Annotated in this window: 11 protein-coding genes and 1 tRNA gene; 7 read left to right on the top strand and 5 right to left on the bottom strand. The window is 50.4% G+C overall.

The features are described 5' to 3' along the window. Nucleotides 1–24: 24 nt before the first annotated feature. On the bottom strand, nt 25–1,785 hold the full coding sequence (locus Undi14_RS00825; protein ID WP_234030351.1) for a methyl-accepting chemotaxis protein: 1,761 nt from the start codon (nt 1,783–1,785) through the stop codon (nt 25–27). Nucleotides 1,786–2,259: 474 nt separating this feature from the next. Between Undi14_RS00825 and xdhA the strand changes: the two genes are divergently transcribed. The 3 genes from xdhA (at nt 2,260) to guaD (ending at nt 7,473) form a co-directional block, all read left to right on the top strand. After that, nucleotides 2,260–3,756, top strand: a complete 1,497-nt coding sequence (gene xdhA / locus Undi14_RS00820; RefSeq protein WP_200177553.1) for a xanthine dehydrogenase small subunit — start codon at nt 2,260–2,262, stop codon at nt 3,754–3,756. Next, nucleotides 3,753–6,068 (top strand): xanthine dehydrogenase molybdopterin binding subunit, encoded by a 2,316-nt coding sequence (gene xdhB / locus Undi14_RS00815; protein WP_200177552.1) that lies wholly within the window; start codon nt 3,753–3,755, stop codon nt 6,066–6,068. The genes xdhA and xdhB overlap by 4 nt, the downstream gene beginning before the upstream one ends. Before the next feature lie 109 nt (nt 6,069–6,177). Further along, complete coding sequence (gene guaD, locus Undi14_RS00810) at nt 6,178–7,473, top strand: guanine deaminase (protein WP_234030350.1); 1,296 nt, start codon at nt 6,178–6,180, stop codon at nt 7,471–7,473. 185 nt (nt 7,474–7,658) lie between these two features. On the opposite strand, the gene Undi14_RS00805 is transcribed toward guaD, so the two are convergent. Next, nucleotides 7,659–10,427, bottom strand: a complete 2,769-nt coding sequence (locus Undi14_RS00805; protein ID WP_200177551.1) for a TonB-dependent receptor — start codon at nt 10,425–10,427, stop codon at nt 7,659–7,661. Nucleotides 10,428–11,297: 870 nt separating this feature from the next. Beyond that, on the bottom strand, nt 11,298–11,837 hold the full coding sequence (locus tag Undi14_RS00800) for a cytochrome c5 family protein (RefSeq protein ID WP_186884044.1): 540 nt from the start codon (nt 11,835–11,837) through the stop codon (nt 11,298–11,300). A gap of 230 nt (nt 11,838–12,067) precedes the next feature. Between Undi14_RS00800 and Undi14_RS00795 the strand changes: the two genes are divergently transcribed. The 4 genes from Undi14_RS00795 to Undi14_RS00780 all read left to right on the top strand — a co-directional run bounded on the left by Undi14_RS00795 (nt 12,068) and on the right by Undi14_RS00780 (nt 17,199). Further along, nucleotides 12,068–12,144 (top strand) — tRNA-Arg (locus tag Undi14_RS00795). A 409-nt stretch (nt 12,145–12,553) separates the two neighbouring features. Beyond that, the gene (locus Undi14_RS00790; RefSeq protein ID WP_200177550.1) at nt 12,554–14,962 is read left to right on the top strand and encodes a TonB-dependent siderophore receptor; all 2,409 of its coding nucleotides are present in this window, start codon (nt 12,554–12,556) and stop codon (nt 14,960–14,962) included. 11 nt (nt 14,963–14,973) lie between these two features. Continuing rightward, nucleotides 14,974–16,314, top strand: a complete 1,341-nt coding sequence (locus Undi14_RS00785; RefSeq protein WP_200177549.1) for an aminotransferase class V-fold PLP-dependent enzyme — start codon at nt 14,974–14,976, stop codon at nt 16,312–16,314. Nucleotides 16,315–16,440: 126 nt separating this feature from the next. Continuing rightward, a complete protein-coding gene (locus Undi14_RS00780) occupies nt 16,441–17,199 on the top strand; it encodes an ABC transporter substrate-binding protein (RefSeq protein WP_200177548.1) in 759 nt (252 codons plus the stop codon). Between the two features lie 254 nt (nt 17,200–17,453). Here Undi14_RS00780 and Undi14_RS00775 read toward each other — a convergent pair whose 3' ends face one another. Next, nucleotides 17,454–18,254: a serine hydrolase gene (locus Undi14_RS00775; RefSeq protein ID WP_200177547.1), complete on the bottom strand. Its 801-nt coding sequence runs from the start codon at nt 18,252–18,254 to the stop codon at nt 17,454–17,456. Nucleotides 18,255–18,384: 130 nt separating this feature from the next. Further along, on the bottom strand, nt 18,385–18,906 hold the full coding sequence (gene pal, locus Undi14_RS00770; protein ID WP_200177546.1) for a peptidoglycan-associated lipoprotein Pal: 522 nt from the start codon (nt 18,904–18,906) through the stop codon (nt 18,385–18,387). Nucleotides 18,907–19,072: the final 166 nt, after the last annotated feature.

Raw genomic sequence — 19,072 nt, 5'->3', positions numbered from 1 at the left:
TCTGCCGCTTGGTCTGAAGATTAATCAAAACTCTTCCCAGCCATCATCGCTGGCAGCAGATGCGGCTTTTTTCACAGCAGGTTTTGCGGCTGGTAAAGATTTCACCGGACTGGCTTTTGCCTTGGATTTTGCCGCTCTCATTGCTGGCTCTATGCGTTTGACAACCGGTGCTGCCGGTTTCGCTGGTGCCGACTGAAACGATAAGAGACCTTCATTTTTGTCGAGTTTGAAAACACCCACCACATTTGCCAATTCAGCGGCCTGATCCTGCAAACTTTGAGCAGCTGCAGCAGCTTGCTCTACCAGAGCCGCATTTTGCTGTGTCACGCCATCCATTTCAATAATCGCGTGATTCACACGCTCAATACCAGCGCTCTGTTCCTGACTTGCTGCCGTAATTTCCGTCATGATCTCGGTCACATGCTTAACACTGGTCACGACCTGATCTATCGTCACACCAGCCTGACCCACCAGACGCGCACCAATTTCAACTTTTTCGACGGAATTATCAATCAGCGTTTTGATTTCTTTCGCAGCAGCGGCGCTACGCTGCGCCAGATTACGGACTTCTGCTGCTACAACGGCGAAACCACGTCCTTGCTCACCAGCGCGCGCAGCTTCCACCGCAGCATTCAGCGCCAGAATATTCGTCTGGAATGCGATGCCATCAATCACACTGATGATGTCGACAATCTTGTTTGAGGACGTATTGATGTCGCCCATGGTCTCAACCACTTGGGCAACCACCGCACCACCCTGACGAGCAACTTCAGAAGCAGAGGCAGCCAGTTGATTCGCTTCACGCGCATTATCGGCGTTTTGCTTGACGGTGATTGTCAGCTCACGCATAGACGAAGTCGTTTTTTCCAGTGAACTCGCCTGTTGCTCGGTACGGGACGAGAGATCCAGGTTACCAGTCGCGATCTCACTGGAGGCTGTAGCGATCGTGTCGGTACCGGAACGCACTTGCGCGACGATATTGACCAGACTGTCACGCATGTTTTTCATTTCAAATATCAGACTGGACTGATCACCATTTCTGACGTCTATCGGTGCGCTCAGTTCGCCCGCAGCAATCTGACCGGCAATCTGTGCCGCATAATCAGGCTCACCACCTAGTTGCCGGATCAGACTGCGGCTGATATAAAACGCCGCCGCGATGCCGCCTGCTAATGCCATCAGACCAAGAATCAGCATCAGGCTGGTCGCCGATTTAAATGCTGAGTTTGCTTCGCTGGCGACTTCAGAATTCAGTTTATCTTCCAATGCAACCAATTCATCCAGAGTATCGAGCCAGCCTTGCTGAACCGGACGCAGTTTTTTGATCAGGGTGATGGTCGCCATTTCCTGATCGTTCGCCAACCCAAGCGCCTTGGCTTTTTCCGGCAAAGAAGCAGCGGCTGTTTCGCGCTCTTTCAATTTATCGAATATGGCTTTCTTTTCACCCGAAACGACATCGGCCGATTGCGCAAGCTTGATCAGTTTGTCACTCGCTTCCGCGTATTTTTTTGACTGTTCGGCGATGTTCTTCAGATCTTTTTCCATGTCCCCCTCGTCATTGAGCAAGGTCAGGTTGCGTAAAGCCACCATACGGTCATAGACGATCGCCCGCATATCGAGTGCCAGTCGGGTTTCCACGTTACTGACATTCACGATCTTTTCGAGACGCCCCTGAATTTGAGACATCCGGAAAACACCGACGATCGTCAGTGCGATCAAAAATATTAAAACCAGAGCAAAACCCAGCCCCAGGCGTTTACCAACAGTCATTTTTGATAGATTCATTTACGCCACTACTTTGAAAAAGAATTAAAACATTCAAAAGCGCTAAAATTTCAGCAACTAATGTGCCTGTCCCCTGATTGCAAGTCCTAGTTTTGTTCAGAATCAACTCGCACTTTGTAACATTCAGGTAGGAAATATACTGTAATTTTTCCAGATGGAAACACTTTTTTACACTTTTTTTTCACACATGTTCAATAACTATTGCGAAATAAATAGTTTCCATTTATTCGTTGGCAACTAATGCAGTCTGCACTATTTTTGTGCAAACTAATTATGCTTTTGTAAGAGCCACTGTGCTCAGAACTTTCTTTGTTATTCCCCTTCTTTTTATCGATTCGCTGGCATAAATTCTGCTGTTGATAGTCAGCATCATCATTTCGATATAAATTTAATTTATCTGAATGCTAACCTTCACGGTTCACGTCACTCTCGACTGCTGCGTGCAATTTCACAACACTTCTACACGGGATTCTCATGTCTGGGCTGATACGTTATTTTTTCCAGGGACAAATTCACGAGGCAGATCATTTGCCGCCCACCCGTACCCTGCTCCAGCACTTGCGCGAAGACCTGCATTGCACCGGTACCAAAGAAGGCTGCGCCGAAGGTGATTGCGGTGCCTGCACCGTTGTCACCGGTGAACTGCGGGATGGCAAAGTCGAAATGAAATCCGTGAATGCCTGTCTACAGCTCATGCCGACGCTGGATGGCAAGGCTATTTTCACGGTGGAAGACCTGAGCCAGGGAGCACCTTTGCATCCGGTGCAGCAAGCGATGGTGGAGTGCCACGCTTCGCAATGTGGTTTCTGCACGCCAGGGTTTGTTATGTCTTTATGGGATCTGTATTTGCAAAGAAGCCCGGAGTCAGCTCCGCTGCAACGCAAACAGATCGATATCGCCCTCTCCGGTAATCTGTGTCGTTGCACCGGTTACCGCCCCATCATTGACGCCGCGCATCGCATGGAAGAATTACCACGTCAGGATTTCGATCAGGCTGAGTTGGCAGCCATACTGGCGGGCTTGGTTCGCAGTGAAACACTGGAGTATGTCTATCAGGGTCAACACTTTTTTGTGCCGCGTACGATGTCGGAATTAGTCCGCCTGCGAGCCGCCCATCCGCAAGCATGTCTGCTCGCAGGCGGCACAGATATTGGCTTGTGGGTGACTAAACAATTCCGCGAATTGGGCAATATTATTTATCTCGGACAAGTCAAAGAACTGCGCACGGTGACTGAACTCCATGACACGTTGGAAATCGGTGCTGCAGTTACGCTGGACGATGCATATCGCGCGTTGTGTCAATATTATCCGCAGGAATTAAGCGAGTTGTGGCAACGTTTTGCCTCATTACCGATACGCCACGCTGGCACACTCGGCGGCAATGTCGCCAATGGTTCACCGATCGGTGATTCTATGCCGTGGCTGATTGCACTGGGTAGTCGTATCGTCCTGAAAAGCGCTGATGGCGAACGCGAGCTGGCGCTGGAAGATTTTTATCTCGGCTATCAGCAGAAGGACTTGCGCCCGACGGAGATCGTCGCTGCGATACGAATTCCTTTGCCACACACCGGAAAAATTTTCCGTACCTACAAACTGGCGAAACGTTTTGATCAGGATATCTCTGCGGTGTGTGCTGCCTTTTCAGCACAGTTGCAAAACGGGATCCTGTCAAAAGTCAGAATCGCCTTCGGCGGAATGGCGGCGACACCGAAACGGGCAACGCATGCCGAAGCTGCACTCGAGCAACAAATCTGGAATGAAGCAACATTGCAAGCAGCGATGCAGGCCTTATCCGAAGATTACGCACCGCTCAGCGACATGCGCGCATCAGCAGAGTATCGCCTGCAGACCGCGCAAAATCTGTTGCGTCGCTTCTGGCTGGAAACGCGCGCAGACGATGCTCTACCGACCGCCTTACTCAATCCATTTGCGGCTGCGGCTGACACAAGCTCAGCAGAGGAGTCCGTATGAGCAAACAAAACGCAACACCATGGGCGGAAGTAGGCAAATCACATCCGCATGAATCCGCCGTATTGCACGTCAGCGGCAGCGCCAATTACACCGATGATATTCCTGAGACGCAGGGAACACTGCATGCTGCACTCGGCTTATCAGCGCAGGCACATGCGCTGGTGCGGAATATGGATCTGGATGCCGTGCGACAGGCGCAGGGAGTGATTGCCGTATTCACTGCCCGTGATTTCCCCGGCAGCAATCAGTGTGGTCCTATCATCAAAGATGACCCGATACTGGCAGACGGCGTTGTTGAGTATGTCGGTCAGCCGCTGTTCGCAGTGGTTGCCCGCAGCCATGAACTGGCTCGCCGCGCCGCTCGCCTGGCAAAAGTCGAGTACGAACCACTGCCGGCCGTCCTGCATCCGCGCGCCGCGCACGAGCAACAATCGTATGTGCTGCCACCGATGTCACTGGCGCGTGGAAATGCGCAGCAAGCTCTTACCGACGCACCGCACCGCATCAGTGGCGAATGGCAGGTCGGCGGCCAGGAACAGTTTTATCTTGAAGGCCAGATCGCGTATGCGATTCCAAAAGAAGCGCAGGGCATGTACGTCGCCTGCTCAACTCAGCATCCTAGCGAAATGCAGCACGTCGTCGCTCATGCGCTGGCTATTCCTTCGCATAGTGTGCAAGTCGAATGCAGGCGTATGGGCGGTGGCTTCGGCGGTAAAGAATCGCAATCAGCGTTATGGGCTGGTGTTGCTGCTCTGTGCGCGTTCAAACTGCAACGACCAGTCAAGCTCCGTGCAGATCGCGACGACGACATGCTGGTCACGGGCAAGCGCCACGAATTCCACTACGACTATGAAGTCGGTTACAACGCTGAAGGGCAGATTCTCGGCGTCAAAGTACAAATGCTGTCGCGCGCCGGCTTTTCCGCTGATCTGTCCGGCCCGGTTGCAACCCGCGCAGTTTGCCATCTGGATAACGCTTACTTTTTGTCCGACGTCGATATCCGCGCCATGTGCTGCAAAACAAACACGCAATCGAACACCGCGTTTCGTGGCTTTGGCGGTCCGCAAGGCGCGATACTGATAGAACATATCATCGACGACATCGCCCGCCATCTTGGCAAAGATGCGCTGGATGTGCGACTACTGAATTTCTACGGACGCAACGACGGCGAAGGCAGAAACATCACGCACTATGGTCAGAAAGTGGTCGATAACGTGATACACGAACTGGTCGCAGAATTAGAACAGAGCAGCGACTATCGGGCACGCCGGGCGGCGATTGCAAAATACAACGCGACCAGCCCGGTGCTGAAAAAAGGGCTGGCACTGACGCCACACAAATTCGGTATTGCCTTCAACGTGACGCATCTGAATCAGGCTGGTGCCCTGGTACACGTGTATCTGGATGGCTCAGTGCTGGTCAATCATGGCGGCACCGAAATGGGGCAGGGACTCAACACCAAAGTGGCTCAGGTGGTGGCGCACGAACTTGGTGTACCACTGAGCGCCGTGAAAGTGACGGCAACCGATACCACGAAGGTGGCCAACACATCAGCCACCGCAGCATCGACTGGCACCGATCTGAACGGCAAGGCGGCACAAGCTGCAGCACACCAAATACGCGAACGGCTCGCCACATTTGCGGCTGCGACCCTTGGCGGCATCGCCAGCGAAGTAAGCTTCTTTGATGGCCACATCAGCTCAGGCGGCGACACCGTTTTGTTTGCAGAACTGGTGCAGAAAGCCTATCTGGCGCGAGTGCAATTATGGTCCGATGGCTTTTATGCGACGCCGGATTTACATTGGGACGGTAAATCGATGACGGGCAATCCGTTTTCGTATTATGCCTATGGCGCGGCGGTGTCAGAAGTCGTCATCGATACGCTGACAGGCGAATGGAAATTATTGCGCGCCGATGTTTTGTACGATGCGGGTAATTCGCTCAACCCTGCGATTGACAAAGGTCAGGTAGAAGGTGCATTTATACAAGGCATGGGCTGGTTGACGACGGAAGAATTGGTGTGGAATGCCAACGGTAAATTGACCACGCATGCACCATCGACCTATAAGATACCGGCAATCTCAGATTGCCCGGAAGATTTCCGCGTCAGCCTGTTTAAAAATATAAACGTCGCTGACAGCATACACAGGTCAAAAGCCGTTGGCGAACCACCACTGTTATTGCCGTTTTCTGTGTTCTTTGCGATACGCGATGCAATTGCCAGCGTTGCTGATCATCAGCGTCATCCGCTTTTAAGTGCGCCCGCAACCAGTGAGGCAATTCTGCGCGCAGTGAATGCGATTCGCGATTAAGATACGCAGATCAAGAGTACATTTTTTCAAACAATCACCCAATATTGATGCGGCTTTTCGGGCAAATTAGCCCTGCGAGCCGCATCAAATCTCTGTCCGACAGAACCAGATGACTATCCACAATATGCAAGCCTACCGTGCAAGCCTGCTGCACTTTACCGATGATCCACTGCGTAATCCGGACGGAACACATTGGCACGAAGACGGCCTGCTGATCGTCAATGATGGCCACGTTCAGGCAGCGGGTGATTATCAACAGTTAAAAATGACGCTGCCTGATCACGTCGTGGTTGAGCACTTCCCCGGCAAAATCATTACTCCCGGGTTCATCGATACGCATATCCATTATCCGCAGACCGACATCATTGCGTCACCGGCACCAGGGCTGCTGCCTTGGCTGGAACAATATACGTTTCCAGCTGAAAAACAATTTGAAAATCCCCTGCACGCGCAGGAAGTCGCCAATTTTTTTCTGGATGAATTACTGCGTTGCGGCACCACCACCGCGATGGTGTATTGCACCGTGCATCCAGCATCGGTCGACGCCTTTTTCGAAGCGAGCGCGGCGCGCAACTTGCGCATGGTCGCGGGGAAAGTGCTGATGGATAGAAATTGTCCGGAATTTTTACGCGACACCGCAGAAGGCGGCATCCGCGACAGCGAAACCCTGATCAAAAAATGGCATAAACATGGCCGCCAGTTGTATGCGATCACACCACGTTTTGCGCCGACTTCCAGCCCGGCGCAAATGCAGCTCGCTGGTGAGTTAGCACGTGCCTACCCCGATACCTTTATTCAGACACATGTGGCAGAAAATCAGGATGAATGCGCCTGGGCACGCTCGCTGTTTCCTGAAGCGCGCAGTTATCTCGATATTTATGATCGCTATGGCCTGATGCGGGAACGTGCGATGTTTGCCCACTGTATCTGGCTCGATGATGAAGACCGTGCACGCATGGCTGCCACAAGGTCAGCCGTCGCCTTATGCCCGACATCGAATCTGTTTCTGGGCAGCGGCTTATTTGATTTTCAGCGTGCAGAAGCCCAAAACGTCCAGCTATCGCTGGCCACTGACGTCGGCGGCGGCACCTCGTTTTCGATGCTGCAAACGATGAACGGCGCGTACAAAGTAGCCCGTATGGGTGGCACCTATTTGCCCGCAACAAGGATGTTTTATCTCGCCACCTTAGGCGGCGCACGCAGTATGCAACTGGAAGGCTGTATAGGCAATTTTGTCACCAACGCCGAAGCTGATTTCATCGTACTCGATCCACAGACAACACCGCTGCTGAAACGGCGTACTGCCAGTTGTAATTCATTGGAAGAATTGCTGTTCGCATTGGCGTTATTGGGAGATGACCGCAGTATTGCGGCGACTTATGCGGCGGGTAAACGGGTACATTAATTAGAGCGCGATTTGCTTTGGTTTTAACGTACATAACTTCCGCAACGCGTTAACGTCGACGAGAATATTTTGCGTTACGAATACGGCTAGTCGCAATAGCAAAAAGGCTGACGCGTTGCATCAGCCTTTTTTATTACTCATGAATAAACCATGCAGCAGAGAGCTAACTCTGCCGCAAAAGTTACTTATTTAAAGCGATAGTTTGCTGTTACATAAACAAAACGGCCACGTGGATCGTATTGAGTAACATCATAACCAGCTTGGAACTGATTTGTTACAGCAGTACCAATGATGCCTGGTTGTTTATCAAACAGATTTTTCACACCTACACCCAGCACCAGATTTTTGAAACCTTTGTAACTGACATTAGCATCAAAAATAGATTCACTGGCAAGGAAGACACGATTGTCATTTAAATCGTGACCAACTTCATATCCAGTTCTGTAGTTCTGGATCAAAGTTGTCGCCCAAGGCCCCATTGTCCAGGTACCAGCCAGTTGGTGCTTCCAGCGTAATACGACACCACCATTTTGAGCACCAATAACTGGAGCACCAGTACCGTCAACCAACGTGCCAACCTTGTGAGAAATATCTCCGCCAGGGCTAGTTTGGTCGAATTTGTCCATGTAAGTGCCGTTCAAAGCCACTTCTACACGACCGAAGCTAAATGTATCGCGCCAGTTAGCGAAAACATCAACACCTTGCACACTAGCATCGCCAGTATTAGACAACACTGATCTGATCAAAGAAACATCGTTACCTTGTAAAGTTACTAAGCTTGCGTAAGCTTTATCACCATTACGGAAACGCGATACGATTTCTTGTGCAGATGGAGTGGCCAGGATATCTTTAATTTTTACATTAAACACGTCAAAGCCGACACTGATGTTATTCGTTGGTTGCAACACCATACCAAACGAATATTGATCAGATTTCTCTGGCTTCAGATTCGGATTACCACCACTGACTTGGTTGACTTGCAACCCAGTTTGATTTGTCGCCGGATCGTTAAACGCTTCAGATGTTCCCAATGTTTGTGGCGTCCACAGATCAACTAACGTCGGAGCACGGAAACCTGTACCTACCGATGCACGCAGCACCACTTCCTTAACTGGCTGCCAGCGGATATTTGCTTTGTATGTAGTTGAAGCACCAACATCGTTATAACGGTCATTACGGACAGATGCAGTGGCTTCCAGTGTTTTCAATACAGGAACAATTACTTCGCCAAAAACAGAATTGACGGTACGGCTACGATCAAGCGGCACTTGCTGACCACCTAAACCAGCAATATCGCCACTTTGATACGCTGCACTTGGCGCAGTTACATAGCTTTCACGACGAGACTGAACACCTGCAGCGTACAGCGTTTGTACATCACCGAGTTTAATCAGATCACCGGAAATTTTTGCATCCAACGAATTACTTTTCGAAGTTGCATCGAAAAAGTCGCCAGTAAATTTAGATGTTTGAATCTTGTCTGCTAATGCACCGGTTTGCACACCACCTGGAGCCCATGGATTCCAATTATTTGCAGGATCATTGATGATCTTCGCATAAGCAACTTGTGAGAAATAACCAGTTGTTACAGCACTGGTTAATTTTGACTCGTTGCTTGAAAATGCCACTTCATAATCCTGATTAGCGAAGGTACCTTTTGTACCAATAACCAGACGGGATTGTTTTGCCGTATCCACATTCTGACGTGGGCCAAAATCAAACACGCGAGATGTGATAGACAGCGGATTACCGTTAAGTAACGAGCCAAAGCCTTTACTTCTCAAATAAGGTGCCGCAATCGTTTGATATGCAGGATTACTTGGGTACAAAAGCAACGCAGGCACTACATTATTTTTTGCAAACAAACCGTCTGTCTCAAAAAAACTTGCACGTGCGGGGGACGGTTGATAAGTCTGTGTCACTTTGCTTTGCGAGTACAAGGCATCCGCAAACAATTGCATGTCAGAGTTAACTTTATATGTAAAGTTACCAGTGAAATTGGCTAATTCACGATCAGGAATCAGGCCAACATCTGGCGCACTATCATAGTAGCAATATGGCGCACCTTTGGCGGAATTAGGGAGCAAACCCATCTTAATAGAACCGCAGTTATTTGCTGCTGCGAGCGGGTTACCATAACCGCTACCACCTGAGCTGAAGCCTTTATCTGCACCAACACCTGGGGTCCAGCTACCTTGAATATTACCTAAACCAGTTGCCGTACCATTGAAGTATGGCAGCACTGTTGAAGTGGATGCATATGAACGATCACGTCCAAACAATGTTTTATCTTTTTCATAAGAACCAGACAAAACAGCACTGTACCCATCGGACTCCAAATTACCGAAACCTGCCGTAATGGAGGCCTTTTGCGACTGACCACCGCCGCTCGCAGAAGGTGAACCGTAACCTGCAGTGACGTCAACACCAGTTGCCTTCTTAGACAAAATAAAGTTAACAACACCTGCAACCGCATCACTACCATAAACGCCTGAAGCACCGTCCTTCAGCACTTCAACGTGGTCGATAGCTGCCAAAGGAATAACATTGACATTGACAGTAGAACCGTCACTACCCGCAAATGACGCTAAACGGCGTCCGTTAACCAGAACCAAAGTACGAGCAGATCCGAGACCGCGCAAGGAAATGGAAGACAAACCACCGGTAGATGTGCCGGCACCTGTCGCATTTACAGTTGCACCAGCAGTGGACAGTGCCGAGATTGAACCCAGCAACTCTTGCGTACTAGTCGCACCCGAACGGTCAATTTCAGCCTTGGTAATGATTTGTACAGGCAACGCTGTTTCAGCGTCAACCCGTTTAATCGAGGAGCCTGTAATTTCTACGCGTTGTGCTTCTTGCGCCATTGCCAGACCAGGCAATGCTGCAACACCAAACGCCATCGTCAACGCATGGGCAACCAGCGTTTTTTTAAAAACTATATTTTTTGACATGTGAGTTCCTAAGTATCCAATTAAACAATAAGCAACAAGAAACGATGAAAAACCCCGTTCTCTGTTGCTTGTTATTTTTGTGTATGTTTTACGATTAAAAATGAATCAATCCTGCTGCAATACACAATGTCCAACACCCCGTTAAATATTTTTTGCAGATTTTTACACGTTGTTATAGCTTTTGTTCTATGTAAATAAGCCCATTCATACGAACCTATTTATGTAAATAATTCTGTCAAAAAAATATTATTCGTCATAGAAACATCTGGGTACTCTTAGTGTCAATCTGGTTTTTTTTTGCCTTCGCAAAAAAACAACATCGATTTTTCAATAAAAAAACGTCCCTCAGAGACTCGCGCTTTTTTTGTGCAAAGCAATATAAATTGTTTGATCAATTGTCGTTTTTTGTTCAATCTGCATTTTATTTATCAAATCATCGCAAATAGCCGAAGAATGCCCGCCGGGAGCTAAAAAATAGCAAATAGATTTACTTATATTTACTTCTGGGAAAGACTGCTTTTATAACGATGAAAGATCTCGGGAAGAGATAATTTGACTTATTTGCACCATTTTGTGGCAAAAAATATTTTTGCACCATTTTGTGGAAATTTTGCAATTCAAACTGAGTAGACATATTTTTAGGAATGTTGCAGCACCGACCTCGTATAAATCAGCATGCAAGCAATGAGTTAAAAGCAGTTGCTTATTCAAGACCAGCGCCCTTACGCGGCATAAATGTCTTACGTATCTGTTGGCGTGAGAGACTTATTTCGCGCTAAGCAACAAACAAAAAAGCCCTCGTAAAAACGAGGGCTTTTTTATTACTACACTCAGTCACAGTGCTTATCGTGCAAGTGACGCAGCATGTGTTTATTTCGCTGAAGCATCCGCCTCTGCTGCCGCTTTGACTTCCGGCTCTTTAAATTTGGCGCCACCTGCATTTGCCAGATGCACCACAGCGCGGGCAACTTCGACATCGTCCAGATCAGGATTGCCGCCTTTGGCTGGCATTGCGCGCAAACCGCCAAGCGCGTGCGTTAACACTGTATCGTAGCCCTGAGCAATACGTGGCGCCCAGGCAGCAGCATCGGCAAATTTTGGCGCACCAGCCGCACCGGAGTCATGGCATGCGGAGCAAACCATTTTATAGACGGCTTCGCCTGACTGTAATTGTTTAGGGCCAGTGTTGTCTTGGAACGTAAAACCCTGATCAGCAACCGGGTGAATACGTGCGGCAATCGCTTCCGGCGTTTGTGCAGATGAACCAGCACCAACTTTTTTATCATTGGCTACATATTGAACCAATAAAACAATAGCGATAATGGGGACCAGAAATCCGGCGAGAATCGCAACGATAAGTTGCTTTGGTGTCTTAATCGCTGATTCGTGTTCGTCGTGCGCGTCGCTCATGGTGTCCTCGTTGCAAATGAAATGGTCGTTCCGGTTGCCCGCCAGCGACTGGAAGTGGCTGGTATCAAAGTTTTTGATTATAGAGCGAAAGATAAGGGTTTGGAACGAAAAGCGGAGTTTCTCTGATCAGTATCAGCGAATCTGCTGATCATCTGCGACAAAAAGCGCGAAGTGATTTACAAGAAACGATGGAAATTAGGTTAAAATGCTGGCCTTGCAACACCCTCACCGCGCCAGTAGCTCAGTTGGATAGAGTACAGCCCTCCGAAGGCTGGGGTCGCACGTTCGATTCGTGTCTGGCGCACCACACTTCCTTTCATTCATTCTCCGGCATTAGCTAGTTGAACGCGTCTTGTCAAAAAAAACACTGAAACGTGTTGATCGCCGTTGATATTCCCGGCTGAACGCATCTGCTGTCTGCGATACCGATAGCTGGTCGGAACATGTGTTCCAAACGCAAATCACCTACCTCGTTGTTGCCAAACGTCAACATTTCACCTCTGATTTGTCTATCCGTGATATCCGTAAAGAGATAGATAATAGATGTCACGCCAGAGAAACATTTCGTTCTTAGTATCTGACTGCTTCACATCATTCGCATGATTTAAATGCTTTTAATGTGAGTAAAATTAACTTCGTGATAATTACTGCAATTTGTTAACATTTTTGCCAAACGCGGAGTTGCCTGACAGACTCAAACTCAGAGAACGTATCCAATGACTTTATCCCGTACCCGCATCGCACAAGCCGTGGCATTACTGTGTAGCCTGAATGCATTGTTACTCCCGCAAGCACAAGCGCAAAATAATCTGACTACGCCGTCCGCGGCCGGCAATGAAGAAGCTGGGGCTCAGGCGGTGATCGTCACCGGTACACGCGGCAGCAATCGTACCCAGTTTGACACCATGGCGCCGGTCGATGTGTTTAACCGGGAAGATATCCGCTCCGTCGATTCATCTGATCTGAATAACGTGCTGGCACAACTGGTGCCATCGTATGTGGTGCAGCGTCTGCCGATGGCAGATGGTCAGGTCTTCGTGCGACCCGCTACCTTGCGCGGCTTATCTCCCGACCAAACGCTGGTACTGATCAATGGCAAACGCTTCCATCGCAGCGCGCTGCTCGGTTCACGCGGTGCGCAGGCGGCAGATCTGGCGCAGATTCCTGTCAGCGCGATCAAACGCATAGAAGTTCTGCGCGATGGCGCGTCTGCACAATATGGTTCGGATGCGATTGCCGGTGTGATCAACATCATTCTTGACGATACACCGGGTACGGAATTCTCGGTTCGCCATTCGCAATATTCTGAAGGCGATGGCAAGAGCAATGAAGTGAATTTGAAAACGGGCTTCACATTCGGCGACGCTGGAAAAGCGACGATCTTCGGCGCGCTGGCCAAGTCTGATCCTACTTCACGCACGCGCCAGCGAGCCGATGCGATTGCGTTTCAGGCGGCGCATCCAGAACTGAACGTGCCGAATCCGGTGCAACGCTGGGGTCAGCCTGAATTAGAAAGCAAGCGCATCGGTTTCAACGCCAGCATGAACCTCAGCGACACAATCGCGTTGTACAGCTACGGCTTATATAGCAGCGGCGATGGCACCTCTGATTTCAACTGGCGTAACCCAGACACAAGCACTGGTGCGTACAAAACCAGCAGCGTGTTCCCCGGCTGGGATTTGCGTCGTTTGTACCCTGTCGGTTTCAGCCCCAGCTATTCCAATGAGCAGGATGATGTGCAGTTCGTCGCTGGCCTACGCGGGCAGGTGAGCGAGCGCATGAATTGGGATGTCAGCGCCTCCTATGGCCGCAACCGCATCGACTATAAACTGGCGAATTCTATTAATGCTTCAATGGGGCCAACCAGCCCGACCGCGTTTTACCTCGGACGTTTGTCACAGGAAGAAAAAATTCTGAATGCAAACGTCAACTACGAGTTACCAGTTGCATCAATGGCACAACCGCTCAATATTGCGTTTGGTACCGAAGTCCGGAACGAAACCTACGGCGTCAAAGCAGGTGAGGTCGCCTCATATACGGTTGGCCCCGGCGCTGCGATCGGGCTGGATGCGAATTCTAACGGCGCACCGGGTTTCAGTGACAGACAGGCTGGCAGTTGGGGGCAGGATAGCTATGCCGCCTACCTTGACATCGAAGCGCCAGTCAGCAAAGCGCTGAATCTTGGTGCCGCCGTGCGTTATGAACATTTTTCAGAATTCGGCAATACCGTCAACGGCAAGCTGTCGGCGCGCTATGCATTGAATCCGGATACGGCCTTGCGCGGTTCTTACTCCACCGGCTTCCGCGCACCAACGCCGGGACAATCGAATACCAACAGCACCGGCCAGGGTCTGGATACAAAGACGCTTTTGCTGTTCACCAGCGGGCGTCTGGCGAATAATGATCCGCTCGCGATCCTGTTGGGCGCACAGCCATTAAAACCCGAAAAATCACAAAACCTGTCACTCGGCCTGACATGGAAAAATGCGCTGGGCTTTTCCGGTTCTGTCGACGTGTACAACATTAAAGTGACAGACCGTTTCAGCACCTCGGCTTCATTTGCAGTGCCAGCAGGTATCGCGAATCCGCTGCGTTACACCTCGGTCAGTTATTTCACCAATGACTTTGACACCACGACGCGCGGTATTGATATCGTCGGCAGTCACCTGAGCAAGCTGGGCAACGGCAAACTCAATCTGACACTGGCATATAACTACAATACAACCACGGTTGACAGCGGCCAATCCAGCGTTGCGACTAATGCGGCACAACGCAAGGTATTCGAAGAACGTCTGCCACGCCAGAAAGCGACGATCAGCGGTAACTATGAAAGCGGCAACTGGGATGCGCTGGCACGCGTTCGCTATTACGGTGCCTGGACCGATAATTCCGGCAATGCGACCGGTGATATTTTCCAGCGCTTTGGCGGCATTCAGTTTCTCGATATCGCCCTCAGTTACAAGCTCAGTCAGAAGCAATCGATACGCGCCGGTATCGATAATCTGCTGAATAAATACCCCGACGAAGCCAGCTTCCAGGCCAGCCGTGGTCTGATTTACTCACGTAACGCACCGTATGACACGGACGGCCGCAGCCTCTACGTTGAATACAAGGTGAAATTTTGAGTGGTAACAGTATGAAAAACAACGACAAAGTCGATGCCAGGCGCCGTCATTTATTATGCTCAGGAGCACTGTTGGGAACGCTGCCGCTGGCATCCGGTAGCGCAGGTGCGGCAGAGCAGCCATCGCCAGCTTCACTAGCTGCACCAGCTATGCCGGTCGCCCCTGTTGGCGCAACACCGGCGACGCTGGCGCGTGATAACGCTTACTGGAATGCAGTCGCAGCACAATACGACATCACGGATGATGTCATCCTGCTCGACAATGCTTACTGGGGTTCGATGTCGAAGTCTGTGCTGGCCGATTATCAACAGCAACTGGCGATGGTCAACCGTGGTAACGCCTGGTACGGGCGGGTGCACTTTCCTGCCGAGTTCGAGACTGCGCGCAAACGCACCGCCGACGCACTCGGCGTTCACCACGATGAAATCGTATTTACGCGCGGCGCAACCGAAGCCTTGCAAGTGCTGATCGCGGGTTACCAACGTCTGACAGCGGGTGACAGCGTGCTGTATGCCGATATCGATTACGACAATATGATCACCACCATGCGCTGGTTAAAGCAACGCCGTGGCGTCAACGTTGTGGCGATCAATATGCCGGAACCATTCAGTTACGATGCCGTGGTCGCCGCCTATGTGGCAGCGATGGATCAGCATCCACGCCTGAAATTAATTCTGCTCACGCATGTCAATCACCGCAACGGCATGGTCTTACCCGTCGCCCACATTGCCCGGCTGGCGCGCGAACGCGGTATCGATGTGATCGTCGATACCGCCCACGGCTTTGGACAACTCGACATGCGCATTCCGGATCTGCAAGCGGATTTCGTCGGCATTAATCTGCACAAATGGATAGGCGCGCCGGTCGGTGTCGGCGCGGTGTATATCAAGCGGGGACGCGTGCGCGATATTGCCCCTTATCTGGGTGAGCCTGATGGCGACGACATCAGCACACGCGTGCACACCGGCACACTGAATTTTGCGGCTTACCTGAGCCTGCCGAAAGCGCTTGATCTGCACGCAGCGATCGGCGTGGCAAACAAACAGGCGCGGCTACAGTATTTGCGCAATCGCTGGGTCGAAGGCGCGCGCCAGATCAAGGGCGTAGCTGTGCTGGCCTCGTCCGATGCGAGGCTGAGCAGCGCCATCAGCGCATTCCGTCTGAAAGGAAAAACCAGGGCGGAAGACACCACGGGATTAGCAACACAGCTCGCCTTGCAACACGGCATTTTTACGGTTCCCCGCAACGGCCTGGTATCTGGCAGCTGCATCAGAGTCACACCCGGAATTTTTACTCCCGAATCACATATTGATGCCTTACTCGCAGCGATGCAAAAAGTGGCCGCAGCTTAATGCACATCATCGTATTTCACCGGACGAAATACGATGTGACGCGATGTGATGTGACTATGTGAATAAAAGCCGCCAACGATGGCCTGATACTCACCTTCACACATATCCAACTGTTAAAATTCCGGCATGCCTCGCTTTGCTTATTCTTTTTTAACTGGTTGTTTGTTGTTCTGCGCATGCAGTCTGGCACCCGCAACCGCCTGCGCCAGTCAGTTATCCGTGGTCACCGAGAGTTTGCCACCGCTGAATTTCGAAGAGAGTGGCAGCGTCACCGGCTATTCCACCGAAATTGTGCAGGCGGTTTTACAAGAAGCAAAGCTGGCAGCCCCGATAGAACTGATACCCTGGGCACGCGCGTATCAACGGGCGCTGCAACAACCGAATACCCTGATTTATTCCATGACCCGCACGTCCGAGCGTGATGCGCAGTTTGAGTGGATAGGCGTGCTCAGCAACCGCCAGATTTATCTCTATAAATTGAAGTCCCGCACCGACATACAGGTAAAAACGCTGACCGATGCCGGTGCTTATAAAACCGGGCTGGTACGGGAAATGGCGTCAGCGAAAGAGTTCATGCGTAAAGGTCAGTTTCCTGACTACGTGGTCGACTACGCACCGACTGACGAATCCAACATGAAAAAATTTCTGATGGGCCGCGTTGATCTGGCCATTTTTCAGAACTGGAGCGCCGCATTTTTAATGAAATCGCAGAACCGTACGATGGATGAACTCGAACCATTGCTCCTAATCGATGGCAGCAGCAATTATTATCTGGCGATGAGCAAAAACAGCGACCCAGAGCTGGTGAAAAAGATACGCAAAGCTTTTGAAAAGGTGCAGCAATCCAGCTTATTCGACAAGCTGCGGCTCAAATATCTGCGCTGATGTCTAAGCTGATACGTCTAAGCTGATACTTCAGCCGAAATCTACGCTGAAAAAGCGGGTATTTTCATATACTCCCCCTGCTTTTTCATAAAACATGCTTCATGTCCTTATGTTTAAAGGGCTTTAAAATATACTCCCCCCAGTATATTTCAGGCCAAATCATCGGTAAATCAGCCCGGCAATACCGTCGCAACGGGCTGGCTGGTTCTGAACTCCTGCCCCTGAATCACGTAAGGAGTGCATTGAGGCGAATATCAGTCATCAACGCGGGCTTCCAATAGGCGGCGAATATTGACAATGTCTCGCAGCCTGGTCGATTTGGCTCTGGCTTTCAGTATCACCATTGTTGCCTTCTTTTTAGCGATGAGAATCTGCATGATCAGGCAACTGCCCGCCTCATTCGTAAACCCGGTTTTTGACAGCAAAATCTTCCAGCCATTCTTACCAACCAGGCTGTTGGTATTATGAAATTCTATGTCCCTGCGCCTGACATGCAGTTGCTCAGCCTCATCAGAGGTCACTTCTCGGATCAATTTGTATTGAGATGCCGCCTTTGCCAGTTTCATTAAATCTGCAGCGGTGGACACGTTTTCCGGCGACAAACCGGTCGGCTCGACGATCACCGTCTGCGTCATTCCAAGCGCTTTCACCTTGGCCGTAGCGGCGGCCATAAACGCCGCGTAGCCACCCGGATAATGACGAGCCAGCGCGGAAGCCGCCCGGTTTTCTGACGACATCAATGCAATTTGCAGCATTTCACCGCGCGTTAAAGTGCTGCCAACGGGTAAGCGCGAGGAACTGTGCTTGACCTTATCAACATCGGCTTCTTCTACCGTTATTTTTTCATCCATGGCAGCATGGCTGTCAATCACCAGCATCGCCGTCATCAGCTTGGTAAGTGACGCAATGGGTGTAATGTTATTCGCATTTTTTTCCAGTATCACTTTTCCACTGGCATCATCGACCACCAGAATATGTTCTGAATCAAATGACTTCGCGTAAGCACTGCTTGCACAAAAAAAGAAAATCCACACCAGATATCGTAGTCGCATCATTTTATATTTGCTGCAGTGTGCGACATGTAGCTCACTCTTGACGCACACGATGAACGCACATTCTTAAAGATCAAAGTCCCCGCTGCCGCTGGTGCAGAGGGGACCCGTTAGAAACACGGACGATGATGAATTAACGGCTGGTGTACACGATGTCATCACGGCGATTTTCTGCCCACGACGCTTCGTCGTGGCCAGTGGCCTTAGGTTTTTCTTTACCGTATGAAACCGCTTCAATCTGGCCGTCCGGTGTACCCAAAATCACCATCGCCTTACGCAAGGCTTCCGCACGTTTCTGACCCAGTGCGAGATTGTATTCGCTACCACCGCGCTCGTCGGTATTCCCTTGAATCAGGACTTTGCGGCTTTTGCTATCGCGGATATAAGTTGAATGCGCGGAGACAATGTTCTCATACTCAGGTTTCACCACATACGCATCAAAATCAAAATAAACGCTGCGCTTGGACAGGATATTTTTTGGATCATTTAAGGGATCAATCACGGGTGCCGTGACTGTCGCGACCGCACGATTGTCTTGCACCACAGGTTTTGCCGGAGCGTCCGCCGGTTTTTCTGCCACTTTCGGTGGTGTGCTGCAACCGGCAAGTAATGCAGTCGCGATGGTAAAACTGCTTGCCAGGGTAAGAACGCGCATTTGAATCTCCTTCGGAAGTAAATTCGGGGCTTTTGGGTAATGAGCATGTTCTCCGGCATCCCCTGATTTTCCGGCGCCATGCTTAACAAATTTTTCAAAAAGCTAAAAAAATCCTCCCAACGGGGAGGCGATCAAAGAAAACAAAATTCGGCTTTCCGCTGTTATT

The organism is Undibacterium sp. 14-3-2 (assembly GCF_016595265.1).
Classification (GTDB): domain Bacteria; phylum Pseudomonadota; class Gammaproteobacteria; order Burkholderiales; family Burkholderiaceae_D; genus Undibacterium; species Undibacterium aquatile.
This window is presented reverse-complemented; position numbering and strand designations above follow the sequence as displayed.